Raw genomic sequence first — 25,347 nt, 5'->3', positions numbered from 1 at the left:
AAAACCATGGCAGAACATTTATTTCAGGATTTCGAACCCGTTTCTTCCAAACAATGGAAGCAGCAGATCCAGTTTGAGCTTAAAGGCGCAGATTACAATGAAACATTGGTCTGGCATTCGCCCGAAGACATTAAGGTAAAGCCTTTTTACCACATTGACGAAGCAGCCAAACCGTTGCACATTGCGCCAAGAAACACGGCTTTTAAAATCTGCCAGGATATTTTTGTTCACGATCTTGAGAAATCGATTTTCCGTGCAAACGACAGCATCAAACGCGGCGCCGAAAGCATTCGTTTTACGGTTGAAAATGACCAGATCGATGTGCGCAAATTACTCGAAAGCATTCCGCTTGAAAACATTTCCATTTATTTTAACCTGCCGTTTCTTTCAATCGATTTCGTAAAAATAATCGATGCCGTTGCGGGAGAGAAAAACGCGACGATTTTCTGCAATCTCGATCCTGTTGGCCAACTCGCAAAAGATGGAAACTGGTTTCCCGGCGGCGAGAATTTCCAGGTTTTAAATGCCATTTCAAAGGAAACAAAAAACATTTCGTTTTTATGCATTCATTCTGGTTTATACCAAAATGCAGGCGCGACGATCGTTCAGCAAATCGCATATACTTTGGCACATGCGAATGAATATTTTAACCGGATTGAAAATATAGAAAAACCAATTGTGATCGAAGTTGCTGTCGGTTCCAATTACTTTTTTGAAATTGCCAAATTGCGCGCGCTGCGGTTGCTTTTTAAAACCATTGCAAAAGAATTCAACCACAATTTAGACTGCCATATTCTGGCGACGCCAACAAAACGCAACAAAACGATTTACGATTACAACGTGAATATGCTGCGCACCACAACCGAATGCATGTCGGCCATTTTAGGCGGTGCGGATGCGGTTGCGAATTTGCCTTATGACGTTTTATACCACAAAAGCAATGAATTTGGGGAACGGATTTCGAGAAATCAACTGCTTGTTCTAAAACATGAAAGTTATTTTGACAAAGTGAGCAATCCCGCCGACGGCAGTTATTATATTGAAAGCCTGACGCAGCAACTGGCCGAAAAAGCATTGACTTTGTTTAAGGACATTGAAGTCAATGACGGTTTTCTGGTCAAACTCGGCGAAAGCAACATCCAGAGAAAAATCAGCGAAAGTGCCGAAAAAGAGCAGGAATTGTTCGATTCAGGAAAAGAAGTGTTGCTGGGTACGAATAAATATCCGAACAAAAACGATCAAATGGCGCACGACCTAGAATTGTTCCCATTTGTTAAAACCAAACCGAGAAAAACATTGATCACGCCAATCATTGAAAAAAGACTGGCGGAGAAATCTGAACAGCAAAGGCTCGAACTTGAAAAAGAAAACAATCATGAATAAATATGCTTTAATAGTATTTTTATTGCTTATGCAGTTTGCCTTTTGCCAAACGGTCAAACCAATACCAACTTATTGTCCGGATAAGCCATCAATTCCCGTTTCAACAATTGACCCAAACGAAGTTTTTGTTCTGCCTGCAGTGGATCAAAAACCTGAATTTCCCGGAGGCCTTCCCGAATTTTATACACTTTTCCACGCCGAATTTAAAGCACCCGCGCAAAAACCCGATTTGAACGGAAGGCAATTCGTAAGTTTTACGATCGAAAAAGACGGCTCTTTGTCAAACATCAGGATCATCCGCGACCTAGGAATGGGTATCGGCGCCGAAACCATTCGTGTACTCCAGTCAATGCCACATTGGAAACCCGCTGTATACCAACAAAAAACTGTGCGTTGCAATTATACATTGCCTGTAACATTTCCTTATGAAGCTTCCAAATTAACCGCCGGGCAATTGAAAAACATTGCGCAAATTAAGGACAAACAATGAAAAGAAAAGACCTCCAACACATCGATTTAAAAACGGCTTATCCGGATTTTGAATTTGCGACGGCTTCAAATTTTCTGACCGCCGAAGGCATTGAACTCAAATCTGAATATTCCGAAAAAGACATAGAAAATCTCGAACATCTCGAATTCGGGGCGGGCTTTGCGCCAAATTTACGCGGCCCATACGCCACCATGTACGTTCGCCGTCCATGGACAGTGCGCCAGTATGCAGGATTTTCTACTGCCGAAGAAAGCAACGCCTTTTACAGAAGAAACCTGGCGGCCGGGCAAAAAGGACTGTCGATCGCATTCGATTTACCTACGCACCGCGGTTACGATTCTGATCATGAACGCGTCGTAGGCGATGTTGGAAAAGCTGGTGTGGCGATCGATTCGGTTGAAGACATGAAAGTGCTGTTTGACCAGATTCCGCTTGGTGAAATGTCGGTTTCCATGACTATGAACGGTGCCGTTTTGCCCATTATGGCCTTTTACATCGTTGCAGCAGAAGAACAAGGTGTAAAAACCGAACTGCTTTCAGGAACGATCCAGAATGATATTTTAAAAGAATTCATGGTGCGGAATACTTACATTTATCCGCCCACGCCATCAATGAAAATCATTGCCGATATTTTTGAATTTACGAGCAAAAAAATGCCGAAATTCAATTCGATCTCAATTTCCGGTTACCACATGCAGGAAGCCGGAGCAACCGCAGACATTGAGCTCGCTTATACTTTGGCTGACGGATTGGAATACATTAGAACCGGATTGTCCACCGGAATGAAAATCGATGAGTTCGCTCCGCGCCTATCGTTTTTCTGGGCCATTGGCATGAACCATTTTATGGAGATTGCAAAAATGCGTGCAGGTAGAATGATCTGGGCCAAATTGCTAAAACAGTTTTCCCCAAAAGATGAAAAGTCATTAGCACTAAGGACACATTGCCAAACATCAGGCTGGAGTTTAACCGAACAGGATCCGTTTAACAATGTAGCGCGAACCTGCATTGAAGCCGCAGCCGCAGCATTTGGCGGAACCCAATCTTTACATACAAATGCCCTGGATGAAGCGATTGCACTGCCAACAGACTTCTCGGCCAGAATTGCCAGAAACACACAAATCTATTTGCAGGAAGAAACCAAAATTACCAAAACCGTTGATCCATGGGCAGGCAGTTATTATGTCGAAAGCTTAACGAACGACATTGCGCAAAGCGCCTGGAAACTCATTGAAGAAGTTGAAGAACTCGGCGGCATGACCAAAGCGATTGAAGCCGGAATACCAAAATTGCGCATTGAAGAAGCGGCAGCGAGGAAACAGGCGCGCATTGACAGCAACCAGGATATTATTGTCGGCGTAAATAAATTCAGATTAGAAAGAGAAGATCCGCTGCACATTCTGGATGTCGACAACCAAATGGTACGCAGGCAGCAAATTGAAAGGCTCGGGCAAATACAAGCTTCGAGGGATTCACAAAAAGTGGCTGCCTGTTTGGATAAATTAATAGCTACAGCCAAATCAGGCGAAGGCAATTTATTGGAACTCGCAGTCGATGCCGCAAGAAACCGCGCGACTTTGGGCGAGATCAGCGATGCATTGGAAACAGTCTTCGGAAGGTATAAAGCACAAATTAAATCTTTTAGTGGCGTGTACAGCAAAGAAATCAAAAACGACGAAAGCTTTGAAAAAGCCAGGCAAAAAGCCAACGAATTTGCCAAACTTGAAGGCCGTCGCCCAAGGATCATGATCGCAAAAATGGGCCAGGACGGACATGACCGAGGTGCAAAAGTAGTGGCGACAGGTTATGCCGATGTGGGTTTTGACGTTGACATCGGGCCGTTATTCCAAACTCCGGCAGAAGCAGCAAAACAAGCGGTTGAAAATGACGTGCACATCCTGGGCGTATCTTCACTGGCCGCAGGGCACAAGACTTTGGTTCCACAAGTGATCGAAGAACTTAAGAAATATGGCCGCGAAGACATTATGGTGATTGTTGGCGGCGTGATTCCGGCACAGGATTACCAATATTTGTTTGATGCAGGCGCAGTGGCCGTTTTTGGTCCGGGAACGAAAATTAGTGAAGCGGCAATTACGATACTCGATGTACTGATTAAAGGCTTTGAAGCCAATTAGTGGATGTAGGGTTTGATTTTTTCGGTGTCGAGCGGTTTAGGATCACGTTTTGGTATTGCATCGATTTGTTGTAATCTTTCCATCAACGAAGAAGTCAGCACGACAACTTTGATGCTTTTGGTAATTTCTGATGGCAGTTTTTCAAGTCCATCAAAAAATTAAAAACCGTTCACCACAGGCATTATGAGATCCAGCAAAATATATTCCGGTGTTTTATTCCGGATGACTTCCAACGCATTTCTGGCATTTTCAAAAAGTCATATCTGTTCAAAAACCTGCATTTTTTCGACAATTCTCTTGTTCAGAAAATGGAACATTTTATTGTCGTCAATGAGCATTATTGTTTTCATGGCCCGTATATTTCGTTTTTAAGGTGAGAGGCAAAATATAAATAATTTAGAAATTTTTTTGAACATTTGCTTCTACAAACTAAAGGATTATATCGAATAACAACACAAACAGCAACACTCTATGTCAAAATTCCCGGATTCTGGAGAAAGTATTTTTACAACCATGTCTAAAATGGCAAATGAATACCAGGCGATTAACCTGTCGCAGGGTTTCCCAGATTTTCCTGCAGATGAAAAACTGACCAACATTGTTGCTAAAATCGCAAAACAAAATATCCATCAATACTTACCATTTTCAGGTTATCTGCCGCTGCTCGAAAAAATCGCGACACTGACTTTAAGATCATACCAACGGCTTGTAGATCCGGTTTCAGAAATTCTAGTCACCGCAGGTGCCACGCAGGGAATTTTCACCGCAATCCAGGCATTGGTTAACACAAACGACGAAGTCATTATCCTGGATCCTAGTTATGATTGTTATACAACACCGATTGTTTTGGTTCATGCGAAGCCGGTACGGATTGCACTGAATGCTGATTTTACACCCGATTGGAATGCCATTTCAGACGCGATGAACCAGCGAACAAAAATGATCATCCTCAACAATCCGCACAATCCGTCGGGGAAAATATGGTCGGAATCCGATTTTCTCCAGCTCGAAAAATTATTAGAATTGTTCCCGGAAGTTTTGATATTGGCTGATGAAGTGTATGAATATATCGCATTCGGAAACCGCCACATTTCGGTTCATTCGCGTGAAAAATTAAAAAACCGCAGCATCGTTATTTCGTCTTTTGGAAAAACGTTCCACATTACAGGCTGGAAAATCGGCTATGCCATTGCTCCGGCACATTTGATGCAAGAACTTAAAAAATTGCATCAGTTTTTGGTTTTCAGCGTCAACAGCATTGCCCAGGTTGCGATAGCCGAATATCTTGACATTGTAGCGCCCAACACTCTTTATAATTTCTATGAGGAAAAACGCAATGGTTTCAGAAGTCTCTTAGCGACAAGCCGTTTTTCGCTTTTGCCTTGTGAAGGAACCTACTTTCAGGTGGCATCGTATGCAGCGATCAGCAATGAAAATGACCTGGATTTTACAAAACGCCTGATTGTAGATTATGGTGTCGCGGCGATCCCGCTTTCTGTATTTTATGAGAATAAAAGTGACCGGAAACTGATTCGTTTTTGTTTTGCCAAAAAAGACGAAACCCTTGAAAAAGCAGCAGAAAGATTAATCCGCATTTAAACAGTATTATTCCTGTTAAAAATAAGTTTTGCTTATATGCTTTTTTTTGTTGGATATTTATCAGATCAAATAAATGCAAGTCTAAAACCAATGCAAGCCAATCATCAGGCGGGTTGATAAAAAATTCTTAAAAAACATTTTTGTAACGCGTTGCCAATATATGACAAAATGCGATTTTATTCTTGCATATTTATTTGCTAATACTTAACTTGTTGCAACCAATGCTATTTTTAAGTATCGGATAACTCAAAAATGGACGAGCACAAAAATCAATCAAACCTTACAAACCAACTCCGCAACAGGCTGGATTCGCTGTTAGAAGGCATTCAGGTGATTGATTTTAACTGGCGCTATATTTATTTGAATGATGTAACGGTGCAGCAATCAAAAGCTCAAAAAGAAGATCTTTTAGGCTTTACGATGATGGAGAAATTCCCAGGCATCGAGAATACACCACTTTTTAGACATCTTAACCGTTGCATGACACTGCGCGAACCCCAGCGTTTTGAAAATGAATTCGTATATCCCGATGAATCTTCGCGCTGGTTTCAAATCGTGGTTGAACCTGATAATGATGGCATTTGCGTGATGTCGATTGACATTACACCTTATAAAAAAGCACTCGAAAAAATTAGTAAAGGAAAAAGCCTTTATGCATTCCTGAGCCAGATTAATCAAAACATTCTGCATGTTCATGATGAAAAAACACTTTTCAGGAATGCCTGTGACATTGCAACAGCATTCGGGAAATTTAAAATCGCATGGATAGGTTTGTATGATGAAACCCGCACGAGCATCAGCCTGATTGGAGAATCCGGGCTTCATGCCGATGAAGTGCTGCAACTGAAAAACCTACGCTATGCAAAAAATGGCCCACAGGATTTTGTCCTTCGCACCAAAACACATTACATCTGCAGCGACATCCAGCACGACTTGGATCTTGTGAGCTGGGCGGCATTTGCTGAAAAACACGAAATAAGCTCATGCATTGTATTGCCTTTGTGGAAAATGGGTCGCATCATCGGAACTTTCAACCTGTATTCCAATGAATTGAACTTCACTGAAAAACAGGAAATTGACCTGCTGACCGAAGTCGCATCCGACCTTTCGTTTGCCATCGATAATTTTGAAAAAGCCAAACAGCACCGCTTCACCGAAGAATTGGTCATCAAAAACGAAAAACGCTTTCGCGCACTAATCGAGAAAAGCGTCGACATGAAAACATTGGCAAACAAAGAGGGAAAAGTACTGTACGGCAGCCCTTCGATTACAGAAATCCTGGGTTATGATATGGCCGAAATGCTGAATTCACAACTGTTTGACATTATCCATACAGAAGATTTGCCTGTATTTCTCAAAAAACGCAATAACGCGATGAAAGTTCCGGGCAAAACGTTCTCGTTCCAAATCCGAGTCAAGCACAAAAACGGGCATTGGCTTTGGTGTGAAGGAATTGGCACCAATCTGCTCAATGACCCTGCAGTGAATGCCATGGTGTCGAATTTTACGGATATCACTGAAAAAAAATTAGCCGAACAGCAACGGGAATTCGACCGCAACAACCTCGATGCGCTGATCAACAACACCGGCGACATCATGTGGAGCATCGACAACAAACTCAAACTCATAACATTCAACAAGGCGTTCGACGAACTGATCACCACCGTATATGGAAAATCGCTTTCCAAAGGCGACAACATCATCAAGCGGGAACTGAACATTCGCAGCCGTAAAATGTACCGGCATTTTTATGCGAGAGCGCTCGCAGGGGAAAGTTTTACCGAAATCGTCAGGATCACTTATCCCGATGGCAATTGGTCGGAAATTTCATTTAACCCAATCCGAAAAGGGAATGAAATCGTTGGCGTCGCTTGCCATTCCAGGGATATTTCCGAAAGGATCAAATCGGAACAAAAACTCGAAAACAAAAATAAAGCGTTGATGAAAGCCAATTTTGAGCTCGACCGCTTTGCATACAGCGTGTCGCACGACTTGAGATCGCCGCTGACTTCAATGCTCGGGCTGCTATCATTTATCGAAGACGAAACACGCGAGCTTCAGACACGCGAACACGCTAAAATGATCCGAAGCAGCATCAACCGGCTTGACGGCTTCATCAAAAACATCCTGAGTTATTCGAGGAACAACAGAACCGGCATCGAAATAGAGAAAATCAATCCGCGCCAAGAGGTGGCAGACGTTGTAAATACCTTCCTTCGCAGGAAAAAAGCCGCGAACATTTCGTTTGAGCTGAACATCGCCCAAGAGGATTTCTTTTATTCCGATAAAATCGGATTTTGTACGGTTGTAGAAAATATCATTTCAAATGCCATCAAATTCCATTCAGATTACGTCGCCACACCATTTGTTAAAATCATAGGCTTTGCGGATCCTGAAAATTTCACCATTACCATTGAAGACAATGGCATTGGCATAGCCGCAGAACAGCAGCACCGGATTTTTGACATGTTTTTCCGAAGCTCAGCAAAGATTGAAGGATCCGGAATTGGTTTGTATATCGCAAAAGAAATCGTTGAAAAACTTGAAGGATCGATCAGCTTTGAGTCGCATGAAGAAAAAGGAACCCTTTTTAAAATCTTGTTTAAGAACCTGAAACCATGAGCGAAGCTAAATTTAACAAAGTAATGGTCATCGATGACAATACCATCGATTTGTATGTCACGGCGCGGATCATGTCGAAAACACATTTTTGCAACGATCTGCTGCAATACCCTTCCGCGCTTGACGCACTAAAATACTTCAGGGAAAATATTAAAAATGAAGAAGCCTGGCCCGATGTCATTTTAGTTGACATTTACATGCCTGAGATGTCAGGGTTTGAATTCATGGACGCTTTCGTCCATTTTCCAGATGCCTTAAAAAAATACCCGAAAATATTTATCGTTTCGTCGAGCATCGATGCGCATGACATTGAGCGGGCAGCCAACAATCCGTATGTAACGGCATTCCAGGAAAAGCCTTTGAGTCCTGAATTTTTGGAAAGCATCGGATAAACCAAAGCGTTACAAAAATTAGTATCCGCTCATCGCTTCTTTAAAACACGCGATCGCTTTGTCGTATTTCCTGGCATTCAGGTAAATGTATCCGATGTTATCGAGTACATTACAATAATCATAACTTCCCTTTTCAGAGGGTTTTAAGCTCAGATTAAAGCTTTCGAGGGCGCGGTTCATGTAGCCGTGATCATAATACAACATCCCGATGGCGCGGTATAAAATGGCGCGCTTTTTCTGGTTTTGCTGCTTCTGGTAAATTTTCAGTGCTTTGTTTTAATAAGGAATCGCATGGTTCCGGTATGGGCAAGCGCCACATTCGTATCGTCCGTTCGTTTCGTTTAAATAATGCTACAAAAGTGAGCGAACTTTGATTACATTTTCATTTTTATAATCATTTCTAAGGATGTTTCGAAGCGCATCGATCTTGTGGTAAACCGTTTCATTTTTATCGTTTGCCACTTTCCACAAGCTGTCTTGTCTTTGCTGCGAAAAAAGGCTTATTGATACAAACAGCAATATGGAAAGCATCGTTTTCACCCTTTCAGAGAAATTAAATAATAATAAAGCTACGATTTTATCGGTTTTAAGATTTAATTTCTATCAATATTTCAATACAAACAAAAATCATCTGTTCATTTATCAACAAGTTACATTTAAAAACAACGCGAATTATTACATCCGATTTATTTGCCGCAGCGTTTTTAAAAAACAATATCTTTGGAATCTGTTCCAATAAAACGCAGCTCCGTGGAAAATTACAGTATCGTCATCTTCATTCTGGCCATTATGATCGGATTGTCGGCTGTCGCCGATAAGATCAAATTGCCCTACCCGATTATCCTGATCGCTGCCGGAATTGCCATCGGGTTCATCCCGACTTTACCCGATATCGAAATCAATCCCGAAATCATTTTCCTGATTTTCCTCCCGCCGCTGCTGTATGATGCCGCGTTCAACATTTCGTTTGCCGAATTCAGGACAAACATGAATACGATCAGCACGCTCGCCATTACACTGGTTTTCCTGACGGCAACTGCAATTGCCATAGCCGCACATTATTTGATCGATGGCATGACTTGGCCGCTTTCATTCGTACTCGGATCGATCCTTTCTGCGACCGATGCTGTTGCAGCAATGAGCATTACGAAAGGCCTCGGATTGTCTAAAAAAACCAATACGATCCTGGAAGGCGAAAGCTTGCTGAACGATGCGTCGGCGCTGGTCGCTTACCGTTTTGCCGTAGCCGCAGTTACGGGAACGGCATTTGTTTTCTGGAAAGCGTCATTAGAATTTGTAATTCTGATGGTTGGCGGATTTCTCGTCGGATTTATACTCGCAAAAATACTTGCAGCCATTCTCGAACGTGTCAAAGGCAACACTTTAGTGACCATCAGTTTTATGCTGCTGATGCCGTTTGTGACCTATCAGGTTGCGGAAGAATTGCATGTTTCGGGCGTTATTGCCGTGGTGATGCTGGGATTGGGCATTTCGCGTTTCAGCAATAAAATATTTCCGGAAGTTTTAAAAAAAGAATCCAAATCGATTTGGGACATCATCATTTTCTTATTGAACGGACTCATTTTTATCCTGATCGGATTGCAATTTCCTTATGTGATCAAAAACATTGATGAAAGCCAGTTGCTGCCATTTATCGGATACGCATTTATCATCACGATTGTCGCGCTTTTATTAAGAATGGCGCGCGTTTTCCTGCAGCAATTCAGCCTCAAAAAAGACTTTCAAAGCAATCGGAAGCGCAAAATTTCCGAACAGGCTTTGCTCGATTTTAAAAGCAGCCTGATCATCAGCTGGTCCGGAATGCGCGGCATTGTTTCACTGGCCATTGCGATTGGGTTGCCGATGACCTTGGCAGATGGAAGTCCGTTTCCACAAAGAAACACCATTATTTTCATCTCCGTTGTAGTCGTTTTATTTACGTTGATCGGGCAAGGCCTGACACTTCCGTGGATCGTAAAAAAACTTCGCTCCGATGAATAATTTTAAATAACGATTTCAGATGTACGATTTACGTGATCGGCGTTCGTAAATCGGCCATCTGCTCCGAAACTTCAGGATGAAATCAAAAATCGATCGTCCGGAAAGTCAGATTGATTCGTGGCTTGAAGATTTTTTTCGTCGGCGGAAGCCGGTGCATCCAATGCGTTTGCGTGATGTCTTTCATCACCAGCAAACTTCCGTTTTCTAAAAGCAGCGAGACCGTTTCTTTTGTTTTTTTGTGTTTGAACGCAAACTTCCTTTCTGCCCCGAAACTCATTGAGGCGATCGCACCGTTTTTTTTCAGGTCTTTTTCGCCATCGCTGTGCCAGGCCATGCCTTCTTCGCCACTGTGGTATAAATTGAGCAGGCAGGAGTTGTAGGTTTCGCCTGTTTTTTGTTCGGCCAATGCTTTTAATTCGAGCAATTCCGGTGTCCAGATTAACGCTTGTTTTGTCGTATTGGAATACGTATAATTGAAATTTCTGTCGCCGTACCAAGCCACTTTTCGTTTGGTAATAATGAGTTTTCCAAAGATGATCGCTTCATCATTTTTCCATTCGATGGTTGACAGCAAACAGTCATAATAATGTTGCGCTTCGCCCGCCGTCATTACTTTTCCGAAATAATTAACTGTACCGTGGTAAGGTAGCAGGTTGGTATTTTCGTCTGTATTATTCCCGAACAAATCCATTTTTCCAGTTTTGATAGTTCAATTTCATGCAATGCCCGCAAGGTCGGAAATTGTTTGCAATGGCGTCATTTTCTGAGGCAAAGAAAATGCGGTTTTCGCGTTTCATGCGTTTTCCAGAATCACATCGAAACGTGCCGTAAATCTTGAGTTTTTTGTTGCCTGCGAAAGCAATCTTTTTTTCTTTGATTAATTTTCGGATGGCGGCATCGTTTGTATTGAAATGGTTTATCATTTTTTGGAAGTTTGCGTTAAGGATGAAAGTGGAAATCCTTTTTATAATGCAGCGCAGCGGAATTACAAAAAGATTGCAGCGAACAGCCTGGCCGAAGGCAACGCCCAAAAACTACTAAAGCAATGATTTTTCTACATCAATTTGCGCAGCTTCCCAACCGATGATCGCGGTTTTCCTCGTATTTCCCCACATATATCCGCCCAGGTTTCCCGATGCCTGAATGACGCGGTGGCATGGAATTAAAAATGCAACCGGATTGCTGCCAATGGCTGTTCCGACAGCACGTGACGCATTTGGCTTTTCTATTTTGTATGCGATATTTCCGTAAGTTGACAGTTTCCCTTTGGGAATTTTGAGCAGCGTTTCCCAGACTTTTAACTGAAACTCGGTGCCTTTGAGATGCAGCTTAATGCGGGCGATCTTGTCTATGTCATATTGAAAAACATGCAGCGCATTTTGCTGCATCGAATCGGTAATTTGCTTGAAATTGGCGTTTGGAAAATGGCTTTGAAGGTTATAAAATCCCGAAATTTCATCTTCTGAAAACGCCATGTGACAAATGCCTTTTGATGTTGAAGCGACAATAATATTCCCGAAAGGCGTTTGCGCGAAACTGTAATTGATGGACAAACTTTTGCCGCCGTTTTTATATTCGGCTGGCGTCATGCCTTCGATGTTTATAAACAAATCGTGTAAACGGCTCGTGCCTGAAAGTCCGGTTTCAAAAGCAGTTTCAGATAAGGTAGATTGCTCTTTTAAAAGTTTTTTCGCATGTTCGATGCTGATGTATTGCAGAAATTTTTTAGGGCTGGTTCCGGCCCATTCTGTGAATAATTTCTGGAAATGAAACGGACTCAGATGCACTTTCTCCGCAATTTCCTCAAGGCTTGGCTGCTCCTTAAAATGCAATTTAATGTAATCGAGCGCTACGGCAATGCGGTCATAATTGAGTGTTTGTTGCACGTTCATGGTTTTTGTGTTTTGATAAGGCAAAGATAAACGCGCAATAGACGGCATAAAATCTGAAACTTGCGCAATTGGATGCATTGTTTAAAAATAGCAAATCTATGGATGCTGCTTCGAATTTTTTCTATCTTTAAACCAAACAAACCACACTTTATGGATTTTACTGCAAAAATGCTGCGCGACGATGCGCTAAAAGGCAAAACGATCGTAGTAACCGGCGGCGGAAGCGGCCTGGGCAAAGCGATGACGAAATATTTTCTAGAGCTTGGCGCCAATGTAGCGATCAGTTCGCGCGACCTTGAAAAACTCAAAACTACGGCAGCGGAACTCGAAACCCAAACCGGCGGGAACTGCCTTCCAATACAATGCGATGTGCGGAATTATGACGAAGTCGAAAACATGCTTGCCGAAGTATTGAAAGCTTTTGGAAAAGTCGATGTGTTGCTGAACAACGCCGCGGGAAATTTTATTTCACCCACGGAAAGATTGTCTGCACATGCTTTTGATACAATTATCGATATTGTATTGAAAGGTTCGAAAAACTGCACTTTGGCTTTTGGAAAGCATTGGATTGATACAAAACAGGAAAGTTCGACCATTTTAAATATCGTAACGACTTATGCCTGGACAGGATCTGCTTATGTGGTGCCTAGTGCGACGGCAAAGGCTGGAGTGCTCGCCATGACGCGCAGTTTAGCAGTCGAATGGGCGAAATACGGAATCCGTTCGAATGCGATTGCGCCAGGGCCATTTCCTACAAAAGGTGCCTGGGACCGATTGCTTCCCGGCGATTTGGCTGAGAAATTTGACATGGCGAAAAAAGTGCCGTTGAAACGTGTGGGCGACCATCAGGAACTAGCGAATTTGGCTGCCTATCTGGTCTCGGATTTTTCGGCTTATGTGAATGGCGAGGTGGTGACGATCGATGGCGGCGAATGGCTGAAAGGCGCGGGACAGTTCAACCTTTTGGAAGAAATTCCTGAGGAAATGTGGGACATGCTGGAGGCGATGATTAAGGCAAAGAAGAACAAATAGTCGAAAGTCCAAAGTCTAACGTCGAAAGAATTGCCTGATGGAAACTGCTGCCATAGCCCTGATGGAAGCGGCATCCTTTTGTGTAATGCAATGGAACGAAAGATACAGCGGACAGCAGGATTAAGCTACTGAAAAATAACCGCTTTTGAACAACCGCTTGACATTGGACTTTCGACTTTGGACAATTAACTAATGTTAACAAATAACCCTTGAAAAACCCATAATTAATTGTATTTTTACACCTCAAAATTTTAAAGTATAAATGGGTAAAATCATTGCCATTGCCAATCAGAAAGGCGGCGTAGGAAAAACGACAACATCGGTTAATTTAGCGGCTTCGCTGGGCGTTCTCGAGAAGAAAGTATTGTTGATTGATGCCGATCCGCAGGCGAATGCGAGTTCGGGTTTGGGCATTGATGTCGACTCGGTGGAAATCGGGACGTACCAGATTTTAGAGCACAGCAATATTCCTGAAGATGCGATTGTGAAAACTTCTGCCCCGAATGTGGATTTGCTTCCGGCGCATATCGACTTGGTTGCGATCGAGATCGAACTCGTTGATAAGGAAAACCGCGAATATATGCTGAAGCAGGCATTGGTGAATATCCGGGAACAATACGATTATATTTTGATTGATTGCGCGCCATCTTTAGGATTGTTGACATTGAACGCATTGACTGCGGCAGATTCTGTCGTGATTCCGATTCAGTGTGAATATTTTGCTTTGGAAGGTTTGGGAAAATTACTCAACACGATTAAAAGCGTGCAGAAAATCCACAATCCGCAACTTGATATTGAAGGTTTGCTATTGACGATGTACGATTCCCGTTTGCGTTTGTCGAACCAGGTTGTTGAGGAAGTGCAAAAGCATTTTCACGATATGGTTTTTGAAACGATCATCCAGAGAAACGTGAAATTGAGCGAAGCACCAAGTTTTGGTGAAAGCATCATCAATTATGACGCAACGAGCAAGGGCGCAACGAATTATCTCCATTTGGCACAGGAAATTTTAAAGAAAAACAGCATATAGATTTATGACGAAAGTGGTCAAAAAACAAGCATTGGGAAGAGGATTGTCGGCATTATTGAAAGACCCTGAAAATAATATTCAGTCGGTCGACGATAAAAATGCAGACAAAGTCGTAGGCAATATTATTGAGCTTGACATTGAAGCGATTGAGATCAATCCGTTTCAGCCGAGAAGCAACTTTAATGAAGAAGCGCTCCAGGAACTGGCGATTTCGATTCGCGAATTGGGTGTCATCCAGCCAATTACCGTTAGAAAATTAGATTTTAATAAATACCAGTTGATTTCGGGTGAAAGAAGGCTTCGTGCTTCGAAAAGCATCGGATTGACTACGGTTCCGGCCTATATCAGAATTGCAAACGACCAGGAATCTTTAGAAATGGCTTTGGTGGAAAACATCCAGAGGCATGATTTAGATCCGATCGAGATTGCACTTTCGTACCAACGTTTGATCGACGAAATCCAGTTGACGCAGGAACAAATGAGCGAGCGCGTGGGTAAAAAACGTTCTACAATTGCGAATTACCTTCGTTTGTTGAAATTGGATCCGATCATACAAACCGGAATCCGTGACGGATTTATCAGCATGGGCCACGGCCGTGCGATCATTAACATCGATGATCTCGACGTTCAAACCGACATTTACCAGAAAATCGTCAGCGGAAATTTATCCGTAAGGGAAACCGAAGCCTTGGTAAAAAACTACCAGGAAAGCCTGAAACCTGCGCCTGCAAAAACGGCAAAAGGAACGTCTTTTAAAGTGGCAGATGACGAACAAAAAGCAATTGCGACTTATTTTGGAGCGAAAGTCGATGTAAAAGTTGCGGCAAATGGCAAAGGAAAAATCACGATCCCATTTCATTCTGAAGAGGATTTCAACAGAATCATCAAATTAATCAAAGGTTAGTGAATAAGCTGCTTGCCATATTTTTTATCTGTTTTCTTTTCGGAAGCACTACTTTACTGGCACAGGGAAATTCGGGGACCGGATTGATTGTGACCGATACGGTAAAAAAATCGAAAAGCAACGAGATCAATCCGCTTGCTCCGGCTAAGGCGGCTTTTTTTTCTGCGATTTTTCCCGGAATGGGCCAATTGTACAATAAAAGATACTGGAAAATGCCGTTGGTTTACGGCGCGATTGGAACGAGCGTGTACTTCTACTCGACCAACAATACAAAATACCATGAATTCCGCGATGTGTACAAACGCCGTCTTGCGGGTTACACCGATGATAAATATCCGTTTTTGGATGAAGACCGACTGATCCGCGCACAGCGTTTTTACCAGAAAAACCGGGACCTTTCGGCTTTAATAACGGTTGGTTTTTATGTACTGAATATTATCGATGCTAATGTTGATGCGCATTTAATGCAGTTCAATGTAGATGATGATTTGTCTTTTGAGCCTTCTTATTTCCAGAACGGACTCGATTCCAAACCGAATATCGGATTCACTTTAAATTACCGTTTCTGATGAAAATCGCACTTTTAGGATATGGAAAAATGGGCCAGGTGATTGAACGGATCGCTTTGGAACGCGGCCATGAAATCGTACTGAAAAAATCAGGAAAAGATACTTTTGACGGATTGGATCAAGCGGATGTGGCGATTGATTTCAGCATTCCAGATGCGGCAGTTGGCAATATTTCGGCTTGTCTGAATGCCTCGATTCCAGTGATTTCAGGAACCACAGGCTGGCTTGATCAGTATGATAATGTTGTTGGTTTGTGTGAAGACAAAAAAGGCGCGTTTATTTATGGTTCGAACTTTAGCCTTGGCGTGAATCTGTTCTTCGAACTGAATGAGCATCTGGCAAAAATGATGGCAAAATTCGACCAATACAAAGTGTCGATGGAAGAAATTCACCACACTCAAAAACTTGATGCGCCAAGTGGAACCGCAATTTCATTGGCAAAAGACATTATTGAAAACTCAGATTATTCGAGTTGGGTGCTTTCAGATGCAAAGCCAGATGACACGAGCGAAAGCGAACTGGCGAAGCAAATCTTAATTGATGCCAAACGCATTGAAAATGTTCCCGGAACGCATACCGTAACATACAATTCCAAAGTCGATTCGATCGAAATCAAACACACTGCACACAATCGGGAAGGATTTGCGCTTGGCGCCGTTATCGCTGCCGAATGGCTTGTTGGCAAAACCGGCATCTTCACTATGAAAGATGTGTTAAATTTAAAATAATATCACAACAATAAAGTAAGTTTGGCTTACTTACAAACAAAACTCAGATTATGACACTATTGCAATGGTTTATCTTTTTCCTGATCGTTCAGGTTGTTCATTTTGCGGGAACCTGGAAATTGTATGAAGCTGCCGGACATAAGCGCTGGGAAGCTTTGGTTCCAGTTTACAATGCCATTGTTCTGATGAAAATAATCGGACGACCAACCTGGTGGACGATTTTGCTTTTTGTTCCGGTTGTAAACTTAATCATGATCCCGGTGGTTTGGGTAGAAACCATTCGAAGCTTTGGAAAAAATTCGACTACAGATACGGTTTTGGTATTGGCAACTTTCGGATTTTATACGTATTACATCAATTACTCCCAAAAACTAGAATACATTTCAGATCGCAGCCTGACTGCAAGATCGAAAGCCGGAGATACGATCAGCTCCTTATTATTTGCAGTCGTTGTAGCAACATTGGTACATACTTATGTGATGCAGCCTTTTACAATCCCGACTGCATCGCTTGAAAAGTCGTTGTTGATTGGTGATTTTCTTTTTGTGAGTAAATTTCATTATGGTGCCAGGACGCCAATGACGACTGTGGCTTTGCCGATGGTTCACGATACGATTCCGGTTTTGCACAAAAAATCTTACATGAAATGGCCACAATTGCCGTATTTCAGGTTTCCGGCTTTGCAGAAAATTGAACGCAACGACATTGTCGTTTTCAACTGGCCGGTCGATACAGTTTATAAGTTTTTTGACCGATCAGGAAAAAGATTTGACAAGCCGATTGACAAAAAATCGAATTATGTAAAACGATGTGTCGGAATTCCTGGCGACAGCCTTTCGATCAAAGACGGTTACGTTTACAATAACGGAAAACTGCTGGTGTTGCCGGAGCGCGCGAAGCCGCAATATTCTTATTCGGTTGCAACCGACGGCGGCAGTTTTGATCCGACTTATTTATTGAAAGAACTACACATTACCGATGGTGTTTATATCGATCAGAGAACGCCGAATACTTATATCTTTGCGGCACTTACGGAAGAATCAGCCGGAAGGCTGAAAGCCAATCCGATCGTGAAAAGCATCACAAGAAACATCGATAAATCGCCGGATCCGACCGTTTTTCCACAAAACGACAAATGGAATAAAGACAATTACGGTCCGATTTACATTCCGCAAGAAGGCAAAACCGTAACATTAAATCCCGAAACCCTGCCGTTCTATAAAATGATCATTACGGATTATGAAAACAACGACCTCAAAGTCAATGGAAATGAGATCAGGATCAACGGAAAAGTAGCGACTTCATACACTTTCAAACAGGATTATTACTGGATGATGGGCGACAACCGCCATAATTCTGAAGACAGCCGTTATTGGGGATTTGTGCCGGAAAACCACATTGTTGGAAAACCGGTTTTCATTTGGCTGAGTTTGGACCAGCATGAAAAAGGACTCAATAAAATTCGTTGGGAACGCATGTTTACAACCGTTAGCGGCGACGGACAGCCTTACTCCTATTTCAAATTTTTCCTGATCGCGCTTGCTGCTTATTTCGGAATCACATTCTTCCTGAACAAAAGAAAAGAAAACGCTTAATTTTTGATGGGCATCCTGATTCATCCTACATATTTTCCTTCGATCAGCCATTTTGCAGCTATGGCTCAGGCCGACAGCATCACGTTTGAAATGGAAGACAATTTCCAGAAGCAAACGAACAGGAACCGGACGTACATTTACAGTCCGAACGGCATTCAACTGCTAAATATTCCGATCAAGCATTCGAAAGACAAGCATCAAAAAACAAAAGATGTAAAACTAGAAACGGCATTTGACTGGCAGAAACAGCATTTCAAATCGATGGAAGCGGCTTATCGGACTTCGCCATTTTTTGAATATTTCGAAGACAACCTGATGCCGATCTTTACAAAAAAGCATGAATTTTTAATGGATCTCAATTTTGAAGCGATGGAGATTGTTTCGAAATGTTTGGGATTTCCTTTTGAATTCGGGAAAACTTTTGAATATTTCCATGAAGTTTCCGAATACACGGATTTCAGAAATCTGGCAAATGGCAAGAAAGACATCTCGAAATTTGAACCTTACACGCAGGTTTTCGGGGATAAATTCGGATTCATCAACAACCTTAGTATTTTGGATTTATTATTCAATGAAGGCCGATTTGCATTGGATTATCTGAAGAAGCAAAGCCTTAATCCAGCATTGAAATCCGCGCCATAATTGGATAGTGGTCGGAATTTTCAAAATCGGGAAAGTTCTCAAAACTTTTGACTTTCATTTTCGGATCGGCAAAAATATAATCGATACGCGCTGGGTAATACCTGAATTTATACGTTTTTCCAAAACCTTCACCGGCTTCCTCAAATGCATCCTGCAACTGCCCGCGAATGCTTCTGTAGACATACGAAAAGGCGCTGTTGTTCATGTCGCCGCAAATAATGATCGGATATTCGCAATCTTTTTTGTGCTCCATGATGATCTCGGCCTGCTGCTGCTGTTTTCTAAATGCGGTGCTAATCCTGCGAACGACCTGTTGCGATTTTTGCTGGTTGATCTCATCAGGGTTTTCCGAGATTTCATTCACATCTGGCGAGATCTTAATCGATTGCAAGTGCATATTGTACACGCGAATGATGTCTTTTCCTTTTTTGATATCGGCAAAAATGACGCTGTTGTTGGAGCTTGGCAGTTTTAAATTTCCTTCATTGATGATTGGGAATTTTGAAAAGATCGCCTGTCCGGTCTTGATTTTATTGCCCTGCATGAAAATATAATTGTGCGGATAAATTTTAAGATCAATGTGCGCCGAATTTGAATATTCCTGAAGACACAAAATGTCGGGGTTTTCGTCATTGATGAAATTTCGGATCTCACGCGGTACATCTTCGTAATCGATCCATTTGAACAAATTGAACAAACGGACATTGTAGCTCATCACGAGAAAATCTTTTTCTTCTACCGGTTGATCGGCAGCAGAAAATTTATAAAACTTATTGATAAACGTAATCCCGATTAGTAAAACAAGAGCAGAAAGAATAATTTGCCGTTTGAATTGCAGCAGCCAATAGATAAAAAACAAACCATTAACAATCAGGAAAAACGGCAAAATTAAGGTTAGCACCGATAAAAGCGGAAAAAATTTCGGTGCTAAAAACGGCAATACATACGCAAGGAACGTCACTACAGCCAAAGCTATATTGAAAAAATAAATGAGTTTGTTAAACCATGAAAGTTTCTTCATACTTGCTTATTTTCCTGCTTTGAACAGGAATTCTTTTTCTTCCTTAGTCAGGCTGTCATAACCCGATTGTGAAATTTTATCGAGGATTTCATCTATTTGTTGCTGCGTTTTGTCTTTTGTAACAATTTTAGATACGGTTTTTACGGGCTTGCGGTCGTAATTGCGATGAACGGTTTTTAGTGGAGATGCCTTTCTCCCGCTGAAAATGTTGGCAAAAAAGTTTATTATTGAAGTCACGCCTTTCGTCAGATCTGTTCCGTTCTGAAGCAATTTTATATAGAAAAACCCGAAAAATGCACCCGCCAGATGCGCAATGTGACCGCCGGTATTTTCAACAAAAATCTGCAACAGATCAAGGATAACAATTACTGCTGTGAGTTGCCACAATTTGACATTTCCAACCAGCAACAACCTCAAATTCATATAAGGCGAATACGTTGCCGTTGCTACCAAAATTGCCATGATCGCTCCCGAAGCACCAACGATTGCTGCAGTTTGCCCAAGTATTAAATAACCTCCGATAAAAGCCAATCCGGCAAAAATTCCGGCCATCAGATACAATCCAAGAAACTGCTTTTGTGTAAAAAATGTCAGGAATAAGCGTCCGGAAAAATTAAGGACAATCATGTTAAAGAACAAGTGAAAAAATCCTGCATGAAAGAAGGAATACGTCAGCAATGTCCAGGGCTTCCAAAGCAAATCAGAAACATTTGACGAAAGCGAAATCCAATCCGGAAATGCGAAAAAACCCAGCTTGAACTGGTAAAAAAACACAATTGAAATGACAAAGGCCGCAACATTCCAATAGATGACTTTTTGCTCAAAGCCTCCCATTTTATACTGCAATTTTAAATCATCGAATATGCTCATTTTATTTTTTTAAATTTGAATGTTAATTCCAGCGGTTGTTGCTGAATTGGTTTTTCTTCCAATACCACATCATGATGAACCCGACGACAGCACCGCCGACATGTGCAAAATGTGCGATGCCACTTGATCCGCCAAAAATCGAATTGCCTTTTAATCCTAAAACCAGATCCACTGCAATCAATCCCGGAACAAAATATTTGGCTTTGATCGGAATTGGGATAAACATTAACGCGAGTTCTGCATTCGGAAACATAAAAGCAAAAGCCACAAGCAAGCCGTAAATCGCACCCGAAGCGCCAACAACCGGTGTTGCAAAAGCACCTGCGAAATTATCTATGCCCGATTGACCTAAGACTTCCGTCCATCTGGTATCAATCTGCCCGCTGTTTAGAAGCCTGTAAATGTCTTCAGATTTAAATCCAGCCTCTATAAGATCGTTCAATCCACTGTGAAAGAAATAATAATTTACGCCGGTATGCAGCAATGCCGCACCCAATCCGCAGGAAATGTAGAAAAACAAAAATTTCTTCCCGCCCCAAAAATGCTCCAATGCAGATCCGAAAGAATACAAAGCAAACATATTGAAAGCAATATGCATTATTCCGCCATGCATAAACATGTGCGTCAATGGCTGCCACGGCTGGAATTTTGCATTTTCAAAAAAGAACAACGACAAATAATTATAGGCTTCGTCGCCTACGATCTGACATCCAATAAAAAAAATAATATTAATAATTAGAAGTTGCTTCACAACTGGTGTAATCTGCATCATATAGCGAATTTTTTATCTAAATCTTCCACACGCATCGTGATGAAAGTGGGTTTTTGAAAAGGGGAAACATTTGGTTCTTTACAGGCAAATAAGCCGTTAACAAGGTTTTCCTGCTCTTTTTCAGTCAAATAAGTCCCGGTTTTTACGGCTAGGCTGCGCGCCATCGATTTGGCGATCGAATCGGTCTGGCTAAAGCTGTTTTCGGGAATTCCGTCCTGCAAATCGCTGATCAGTTGCTCTAAAACGATCGACACTTCGCTTTCAGTCACGTTGACCGGAATTCCTGAAATCACGATATGGTCTTCTGCATTTTGATCAAATACAAATCCTGTGTTGGATAGTGCAGGTTTGAGTTCGTGAACGAGTTCCATCTCGCCAGATGAAAAATACAGGTTCAATGGAAACAGCAATTGCTGGCTTGCTGCCTGAAAAACCGTCATGTTCGTAAGGAATTGCTCATACAAAACGCGCTGGTGCGCACGCTGCTGGTCGACAATCACCATTCCGGATTTGATCGGGTTGACGATGTATTTTTTATGGATTTGGTAGGTTTTATTGACTGCTTTTTCGATGTCGCTGTCGTCAAATAAAGAAGCATTCACTTCTTCGCTTTCAAATTGCATCTCTGAAACATCGGTCATTGATTGCTGCGACGAACGGCCTTCGAAACTCATTTCGGTGTCGTGTTTTAATCCCACATACAAACCTTCCCAGCTTGACGTTTCTGCCCTGCTGTTTCGTCGCGAATCGGCTGCATAATGGCGGTTTGGCTTTTCATCTGCGAACGGATTGAAATTGCCATCAACCTGAATCGTTGGAAACGATGCTTCCGTATCTTTGTAAGCATACGGCGTATCAAGGTTCGAATCGCGTTCAAAATCGAGTACCGGCGACACGTTAAATTGCCCGAGGCTGTGCTTTACAGCAGATCTTAAAATCGCATACAAGGCATGTTCGTCGTCAAATTTGATCTCGGTTTTTGTTGGATGGATGTTGATGTCGATTGTATTTGGCGGTACCTGCAAGTACAGAAAATATCCGGGTTGGCAGCCGTCTTTAAGCAAACCTTCGTAAGCCGCCATGATTGCATGGTGCAGGTAACCGCTTTTAATAAACCGGTCGTTGACGAAGAAAAATTGCTCGCCGCGGTTCTTTTTGGAGAATTCGGGCTTGGTGACAAATCCGGCGATCGAAACGATTTCGGTTTCTTCTTTAACCGGAACGAGTTTTTCGTTGGTTTTTCCGCCTAAAATATTGACAATACGCTGGCGGAAATTTGATGGCGGCAAATTGAACAACTCGCCACCATTATGATAGTATGTAAAATGAATGTTTGGATGTGCTAAGGCAACACGCTGGAATTCATCCACAATATGCCTGTGTTCGACAGTTTCAGATTTCAGGAAATTGCGGCGCGCCGGAATATTGAAAAATAAATTTTTGACTGCGAACGACGTGCCGCGTGGCAAAACAGCAACGTCCTGGGAAACGAATTTGCTGCCTTCGATAATAATATGCGTCCCGAGTTCTTCCTGTTCCTGGCGCGTTTTCATTTCGACGTGTGCGATTGCAGCAATTGACGCGAGTGCTTCGCCGCGAAAGCCTTTGGTATACAATGAAAACAAATCCTCTGCCTGGCGGATTTTGGAAGTGGCATGGCGCTCAAAACACATTCTTGCGTCGGTGACGCTCATCCCGACGCCATTATCGATGACCTGGACAAGTGATTTTCCGGCATCTTTGATGATGAGTTTGATGTCGGTTGCTTTGGCATCGACGGCATTTTCCAGCAGCTCTTTGACTACAGAAGCCGGGCGCTGCACGACTTCGCCGGCAGCAATCTGGTTGGCAACGTGGTCGGGAAGCAATTGGATAATACTGGACATTCGTGTTTGTTGGTTAGCGTCGTTCTGGTTCGGAAAACGACTTTCAAAAGTACGGAATTTATGCCATACGTGAAAAGGTTGGAAATAAGAAAGTTTTCACAAAAGTAACCGAGTGGCTGAGTGCCTGAGTTGTAGCGTTGCAGCGTTTCAAAGTTGCAAAAGTTTGAAAATTGATGCGTTGAAAAGTTTGGGATGCCTGATTTTGGGTTTGTTCCCGAAAAACTTCGTGCGCGTTAGGGATAGTCGTGGAAATCCTTTTGTGAGGCACGAACAAAAGATTGAAACAATAGCCCGGCCGAAGGCAACGCCCAAATCGTCGGAAGTCGAATGTCAGAATCTAAGTAAGTTTTGAACTTTGAAACTTGGAAACGTTGTCACTGTGTTATTCTCCAGTTCTTTTCAAATGAGCCATTTTAATGGCCGCAATTGCGGCTTCGGTGCCTTTGTTGCCGTGGATTCCGCCGCTGCGGTCGATGGATTGCTGTTCGTTGTTGTCGGTCAACAGGCAGAAAATCACGGGTACATCGCCTTTTACATTGAGGTCTTTGATGCCCTGGGTGACGCCTTCGCAGACGAATTCGAAGTGCATGGTTTCGCCTTTGATGACGCAACCGATCGTGATCACGACGTCGAGTTCGTGCTTTTGGGTGATGCGGCTTGCGCCGTAAATGAGTTCGAAACTTCCGGGAACATTCCAGCGGATGATGTTTTCAGGCAGCGCGCCGCAGTCTAAAAGTGCAGCTTCGGCTCCGGAATACAGGCCATTTGTAATGTGGTCGTTCCATTCTGAAACCACAATCCCAAACCGAAAATCCTTTGCGTTTTGAATGGTATTTTTATCGTAATTGGATAGATTTTTATTTGCTGTAGCCATTTTTTAGTATTTAGAATTGAAATTCGATTAAAAAAAAATGAGAATTGAAAAATCTTTTACGACCTCAATTCTCATATCTCAATTTATGTTTTTTCTTTATTGTGCCAGTCCGATCAATGCGTCAACGGTTGAACCTTCCGGTGTGTTTTCATATTTCTCTTTGACTTCCGTGAAATATTTCAATGCATCGGCTTTGTTTCCGCTAGCTAAGGCAGCTTGTCCTGCTTTTACTAAGAACCGTGGCGTGGTCAGGTCGTTTTTGTTCATTTCAGATGCTTTTACATAAAAATCCAACGCTTCTTTTGGCTGGTTTTTTTGTGAATACGCATCCCCGATCGCTCCTTTTGCCAAAGCGCCCAGAATGATGTCTTCTGATTTAAATTTTTCTAATGAAGCAATCGCTTCTGTGTATTTTCCTAAGTTCAGGTAAGAAATTCCGGCGTAGTAATTTGCGAGGTTTGCTGCGTCTGTTCCTGAATATTTATCTGCAATATCAATAAACCCGAATTTTCCTTCAGATCCTTTCAATGCCAGATTGTATAATGAATCGGCTGATTTTCCAGTTCCGTCAGTCGCTTTCTGGAAATTTTGCTGTGCTTCGAAGATTTCATTCGCTGCATCGTCTTCTTTCGGGCCAACCACAAATTTTTGGTAAGCTACGTATCCAACAACAACAAGCGCCAAAGCACCTACAATCCCGAAGATGGCTTTTTGGTTTTTCTCGAACCACTCTTCAGTTTTAGAAGCTGTTGCATCCAAAGAATTGAATACCCCTGCGGTTGTACTGTCTTTTTCGTCAACATTTACATCCTCAATAAAGTTATCGTCTAATTTTTCTTCTTTTTCTTTTGGAGCTTTGTAACCTCTTTTATTATACGTTGCCATTTAATTTAAATTAGTGAGCCGCAAA

The 25,347-nt window shown here is 42.2% G+C and carries 24 protein-coding genes; 14 read left to right on the top strand and 10 right to left on the bottom strand.

The annotated features are described in order from the left end of the window. Nucleotides 1-6 precede the first annotated feature (6 nt). From BLS32_RS06455 to BLS32_RS06430, 6 genes are all read left to right on the top strand, one after another. Complete coding sequence (locus BLS32_RS06455) at nt 7-1,383, top strand: methylmalonyl-CoA mutase subunit beta (protein WP_091393059.1); 1,377 nt, start codon at nt 7-9, stop codon at nt 1,381-1,383. After that, nucleotides 1,376-1,873 carry an energy transducer TonB gene (locus BLS32_RS06450; RefSeq protein WP_091393056.1) on the top strand — a complete coding sequence of 166 codons (498 nt, stop codon included), beginning with the start codon at nt 1,376-1,378 and terminating at the stop codon, nt 1,871-1,873. The genes BLS32_RS06455 and BLS32_RS06450 overlap by 8 nt, the downstream gene beginning before the upstream one ends. Then, complete coding sequence (gene scpA / locus BLS32_RS06445; RefSeq protein WP_091393054.1) at nt 1,870-4,008, top strand: methylmalonyl-CoA mutase; 2,139 nt, start codon at nt 1,870-1,872, stop codon at nt 4,006-4,008. Before BLS32_RS06450 ends, scpA begins: the two co-directional genes overlap by 4 nt. Before the next feature lie 471 nt (nt 4,009-4,479). After that, nucleotides 4,480-5,607, top strand: a complete 1,128-nt coding sequence (locus tag BLS32_RS06440) for a methionine aminotransferase (protein WP_091393051.1) — start codon at nt 4,480-4,482, stop codon at nt 5,605-5,607. A 252-nt stretch (nt 5,608-5,859) separates the two neighbouring features. Next, a complete protein-coding gene (locus BLS32_RS06435) occupies nt 5,860-8,229 on the top strand; it encodes a PAS domain S-box protein (RefSeq protein WP_091393048.1) in 2,370 nt (789 codons plus the stop codon). Then, nucleotides 8,226-8,621, top strand: coding sequence for a response regulator (locus tag BLS32_RS06430; RefSeq protein WP_091393045.1), 396 nt, complete (start codon nt 8,226-8,228; stop codon nt 8,619-8,621). Before BLS32_RS06435 ends, BLS32_RS06430 begins: the two co-directional genes overlap by 4 nt. Nucleotides 8,622-8,639: 18 nt before the next feature. Here BLS32_RS06430 and BLS32_RS06425 read toward each other — a convergent pair whose 3' ends face one another. Further along, nucleotides 8,640-8,801 (bottom strand): tetratricopeptide repeat protein, encoded by a 162-nt coding sequence (locus BLS32_RS06425; protein ID WP_170227543.1) that lies wholly within the window; start codon nt 8,799-8,801, stop codon nt 8,640-8,642. A gap of 570 nt (nt 8,802-9,371) precedes the next feature. On the opposite strand from BLS32_RS06425, the gene BLS32_RS06410 reads away from it, so the two are divergent. Next, complete coding sequence (locus BLS32_RS06410; RefSeq protein ID WP_091394630.1) at nt 9,372-10,622, top strand: Na+/H+ antiporter; 1,251 nt, start codon at nt 9,372-9,374, stop codon at nt 10,620-10,622. Nucleotides 10,623-10,704: 82 nt separating this feature from the next. On the opposite strand, the gene BLS32_RS06405 is transcribed toward BLS32_RS06410, so the two are convergent. The 3 genes from BLS32_RS06405 to BLS32_RS06395 all read right to left on the bottom strand — a co-directional run bounded on the left by BLS32_RS06405 (nt 10,705) and on the right by BLS32_RS06395 (nt 12,514). Then, entirely contained in the window at nt 10,705-11,313 is a 609-nt protein-coding gene (locus BLS32_RS06405) for an alpha-ketoglutarate-dependent dioxygenase AlkB family protein (protein WP_091393034.1), read from the bottom strand. Beyond that, nucleotides 11,294-11,545, bottom strand: coding sequence for an Ada metal-binding domain-containing protein (locus tag BLS32_RS06400; RefSeq protein ID WP_091393031.1), 252 nt, complete (start codon nt 11,543-11,545; stop codon nt 11,294-11,296). The genes BLS32_RS06405 and BLS32_RS06400 overlap by 20 nt, the downstream gene beginning before the upstream one ends. 114 nt (nt 11,546-11,659) lie before the next feature. Beyond that, a complete protein-coding gene (locus tag BLS32_RS06395) occupies nt 11,660-12,514 on the bottom strand; it encodes a bifunctional helix-turn-helix domain-containing protein/methylated-DNA--[protein]-cysteine S-methyltransferase (protein ID WP_091394628.1) in 855 nt (284 codons plus the stop codon). Nucleotides 12,515-12,664: 150 nt separating this feature from the next. Here BLS32_RS06395 and BLS32_RS06390 point away from each other — a divergent pair, with 150 nt between their 5' ends. From BLS32_RS06390 to BLS32_RS06360, 7 genes are all read left to right on the top strand, one after another. After that, nucleotides 12,665-13,546 carry an SDR family oxidoreductase gene (locus BLS32_RS06390; protein WP_091393027.1) on the top strand — a complete coding sequence of 294 codons (882 nt, stop codon included), beginning with the start codon at nt 12,665-12,667 and terminating at the stop codon, nt 13,544-13,546. Between the two features lie 262 nt (nt 13,547-13,808). Next, nucleotides 13,809-14,576 carry a ParA family protein gene (locus tag BLS32_RS06385; RefSeq protein ID WP_091393024.1) on the top strand — a complete coding sequence of 256 codons (768 nt, stop codon included), beginning with the start codon at nt 13,809-13,811 and terminating at the stop codon, nt 14,574-14,576. A gap of 4 nt (nt 14,577-14,580) precedes the next feature. Continuing rightward, nucleotides 14,581-15,480, top strand: coding sequence for a ParB/RepB/Spo0J family partition protein (locus tag BLS32_RS06380; RefSeq protein WP_091393023.1), 900 nt, complete (start codon nt 14,581-14,583; stop codon nt 15,478-15,480). Next, nucleotides 15,480-16,049, top strand: coding sequence for a DUF5683 domain-containing protein (locus BLS32_RS06375; RefSeq protein WP_170227542.1), 570 nt, complete (start codon nt 15,480-15,482; stop codon nt 16,047-16,049). Before BLS32_RS06380 ends, BLS32_RS06375 begins: the two co-directional genes overlap by 1 nt. Next, nucleotides 16,049-16,777, top strand: a complete 729-nt coding sequence (dapB, locus tag BLS32_RS06370; protein ID WP_091393020.1) for a 4-hydroxy-tetrahydrodipicolinate reductase — start codon at nt 16,049-16,051, stop codon at nt 16,775-16,777. Before BLS32_RS06375 ends, dapB begins: the two co-directional genes overlap by 1 nt. A gap of 50 nt (nt 16,778-16,827) precedes the next feature. Continuing rightward, a complete protein-coding gene (gene lepB / locus BLS32_RS06365; protein ID WP_091393018.1) occupies nt 16,828-18,372 on the top strand; it encodes a signal peptidase I in 1,545 nt (514 codons plus the stop codon). A 6-nt stretch (nt 18,373-18,378) separates the two neighbouring features. Then, the gene (locus BLS32_RS06360; RefSeq protein WP_091393016.1) at nt 18,379-19,014 is read left to right on the top strand and encodes a WbqC family protein; all 636 of its coding nucleotides are present in this window, start codon (nt 18,379-18,381) and stop codon (nt 19,012-19,014) included. Here the strand turns inward: BLS32_RS06360 and BLS32_RS06355 are convergent. From BLS32_RS06355 to BLS32_RS06330, 6 genes are all read right to left on the bottom strand, one after another. Then, nucleotides 18,986-20,035, bottom strand: coding sequence for an endonuclease/exonuclease/phosphatase family protein (locus BLS32_RS06355; RefSeq protein WP_091393015.1), 1,050 nt, complete (start codon nt 20,033-20,035; stop codon nt 18,986-18,988). The genes BLS32_RS06360 and BLS32_RS06355 overlap by 29 nt on opposite strands. Nucleotides 20,036-20,041: 6 nt before the next feature. Further along, entirely contained in the window at nt 20,042-20,905 is an 864-nt protein-coding gene (locus BLS32_RS06350; protein WP_091393013.1) for a rhomboid family protein, read from the bottom strand. A 22-nt stretch (nt 20,906-20,927) separates the two neighbouring features. After that, on the bottom strand, nt 20,928-21,677 hold the full coding sequence (locus BLS32_RS06345; protein WP_091393012.1) for a rhomboid family intramembrane serine protease: 750 nt from the start codon (nt 21,675-21,677) through the stop codon (nt 20,928-20,930). After that, the gene (gene mutL, locus BLS32_RS06340; protein WP_091393010.1) at nt 21,674-23,563 is read right to left on the bottom strand and encodes a DNA mismatch repair endonuclease MutL; all 1,890 of its coding nucleotides are present in this window, start codon (nt 23,561-23,563) and stop codon (nt 21,674-21,676) included. Before mutL ends, BLS32_RS06345 begins: the two co-directional genes overlap by 4 nt. Before the next feature lie 382 nt (nt 23,564-23,945). Continuing rightward, nucleotides 23,946-24,437, bottom strand: a complete 492-nt coding sequence (gene ribH, locus BLS32_RS06335) for a 6,7-dimethyl-8-ribityllumazine synthase (RefSeq protein WP_091393008.1) — start codon at nt 24,435-24,437, stop codon at nt 23,946-23,948. 96 nt (nt 24,438-24,533) lie between these two features. After that, a complete protein-coding gene (locus BLS32_RS06330; protein WP_091393006.1) occupies nt 24,534-25,322 on the bottom strand; it encodes a tetratricopeptide repeat protein in 789 nt (262 codons plus the stop codon). Nucleotides 25,323-25,347: the final 25 nt, after the last annotated feature.

The sequence above is a fragment of the Flavobacterium noncentrifugens genome, assembly GCF_900100375.1.
Classification (GTDB): Bacteria; Bacteroidota; Bacteroidia; order Flavobacteriales; family Flavobacteriaceae; genus Flavobacterium; species Flavobacterium noncentrifugens.
Note: the sequence above shows the minus strand (reverse complement) of the source record. Positions and strands in the feature narration are given on the sequence as shown.

Excerpts from the sequence above, each read along its gene's own strand:
- BLS32_RS06455 (WP_091393059.1), top strand. The coding sequence starts at position 7 with ATGGCAGAACATTTATTTCAGGATTTCGAACCCGTTTCTTCCAAACAA.
- BLS32_RS06435 (WP_091393048.1), top strand. The coding sequence starts at position 5,860 with ATGGACGAGCACAAAAATCAATCAAACCTTACAAACCAACTCCGCAAC.
- BLS32_RS06400 (WP_091393031.1), bottom strand. The coding sequence starts at position 11,545 with ATGATAAACCATTTCAATACAAACGATGCCGCCATCCGAAAATTAATC.
- BLS32_RS06350 (WP_091393013.1), bottom strand. The coding sequence starts at position 20,905 with ATGAGCATATTCGATGATTTAAAATTGCAGTATAAAATGGGAGGCTTT.
- dapB (WP_091393020.1), top strand. The coding sequence starts at position 16,049 with ATGAAAATCGCACTTTTAGGATATGGAAAAATGGGCCAGGTGATTGAA.
- BLS32_RS06385 (WP_091393024.1), top strand. The coding sequence starts at position 13,809 with ATGGGTAAAATCATTGCCATTGCCAATCAGAAAGGCGGCGTAGGAAAA.
- BLS32_RS06345 (WP_091393012.1), bottom strand. The coding sequence starts at position 21,677 with ATGATGCAGATTACACCAGTTGTGAAGCAACTTCTAATTATTAATATT.
- BLS32_RS06405 (WP_091393034.1), bottom strand. The coding sequence starts at position 11,313 with ATGGATTTGTTCGGGAATAATACAGACGAAAATACCAACCTGCTACCT.
- BLS32_RS06430 (WP_091393045.1), top strand. The coding sequence starts at position 8,226 with ATGAGCGAAGCTAAATTTAACAAAGTAATGGTCATCGATGACAATACC.
- lepB (WP_091393018.1), top strand. The coding sequence starts at position 16,828 with ATGACACTATTGCAATGGTTTATCTTTTTCCTGATCGTTCAGGTTGTT.
- BLS32_RS06450 (WP_091393056.1), top strand. The coding sequence starts at position 1,376 with ATGAATAAATATGCTTTAATAGTATTTTTATTGCTTATGCAGTTTGCC.
- BLS32_RS06390 (WP_091393027.1), top strand. The coding sequence starts at position 12,665 with ATGGATTTTACTGCAAAAATGCTGCGCGACGATGCGCTAAAAGGCAAA.
- BLS32_RS06395 (WP_091394628.1), bottom strand. The coding sequence starts at position 12,514 with ATGAACGTGCAACAAACACTCAATTATGACCGCATTGCCGTAGCGCTC.
- mutL (WP_091393010.1), bottom strand. The coding sequence starts at position 23,563 with ATGTCCAGTATTATCCAATTGCTTCCCGACCACGTTGCCAACCAGATT.
- ribH (WP_091393008.1), bottom strand. The coding sequence starts at position 24,437 with ATGGCTACAGCAAATAAAAATCTATCCAATTACGATAAAAATACCATT.
- BLS32_RS06355 (WP_091393015.1), bottom strand. The coding sequence starts at position 20,035 with ATGAAGAAACTTTCATGGTTTAACAAACTCATTTATTTTTTCAATATA.
- BLS32_RS06360 (WP_091393016.1), top strand. The coding sequence starts at position 18,379 with ATGGGCATCCTGATTCATCCTACATATTTTCCTTCGATCAGCCATTTT.
- BLS32_RS06425 (WP_170227543.1), bottom strand. The coding sequence starts at position 8,801 with ATGAACCGCGCCCTCGAAAGCTTTAATCTGAGCTTAAAACCCTCTGAA.
- BLS32_RS06380 (WP_091393023.1), top strand. The coding sequence starts at position 14,581 with ATGACGAAAGTGGTCAAAAAACAAGCATTGGGAAGAGGATTGTCGGCA.
- scpA (WP_091393054.1), top strand. The coding sequence starts at position 1,870 with ATGAAAAGAAAAGACCTCCAACACATCGATTTAAAAACGGCTTATCCG.
- BLS32_RS06330 (WP_091393006.1), bottom strand. The coding sequence starts at position 25,322 with ATGGCAACGTATAATAAAAGAGGTTACAAAGCTCCAAAAGAAAAAGAA.
- BLS32_RS06440 (WP_091393051.1), top strand. The coding sequence starts at position 4,480 with ATGTCAAAATTCCCGGATTCTGGAGAAAGTATTTTTACAACCATGTCT.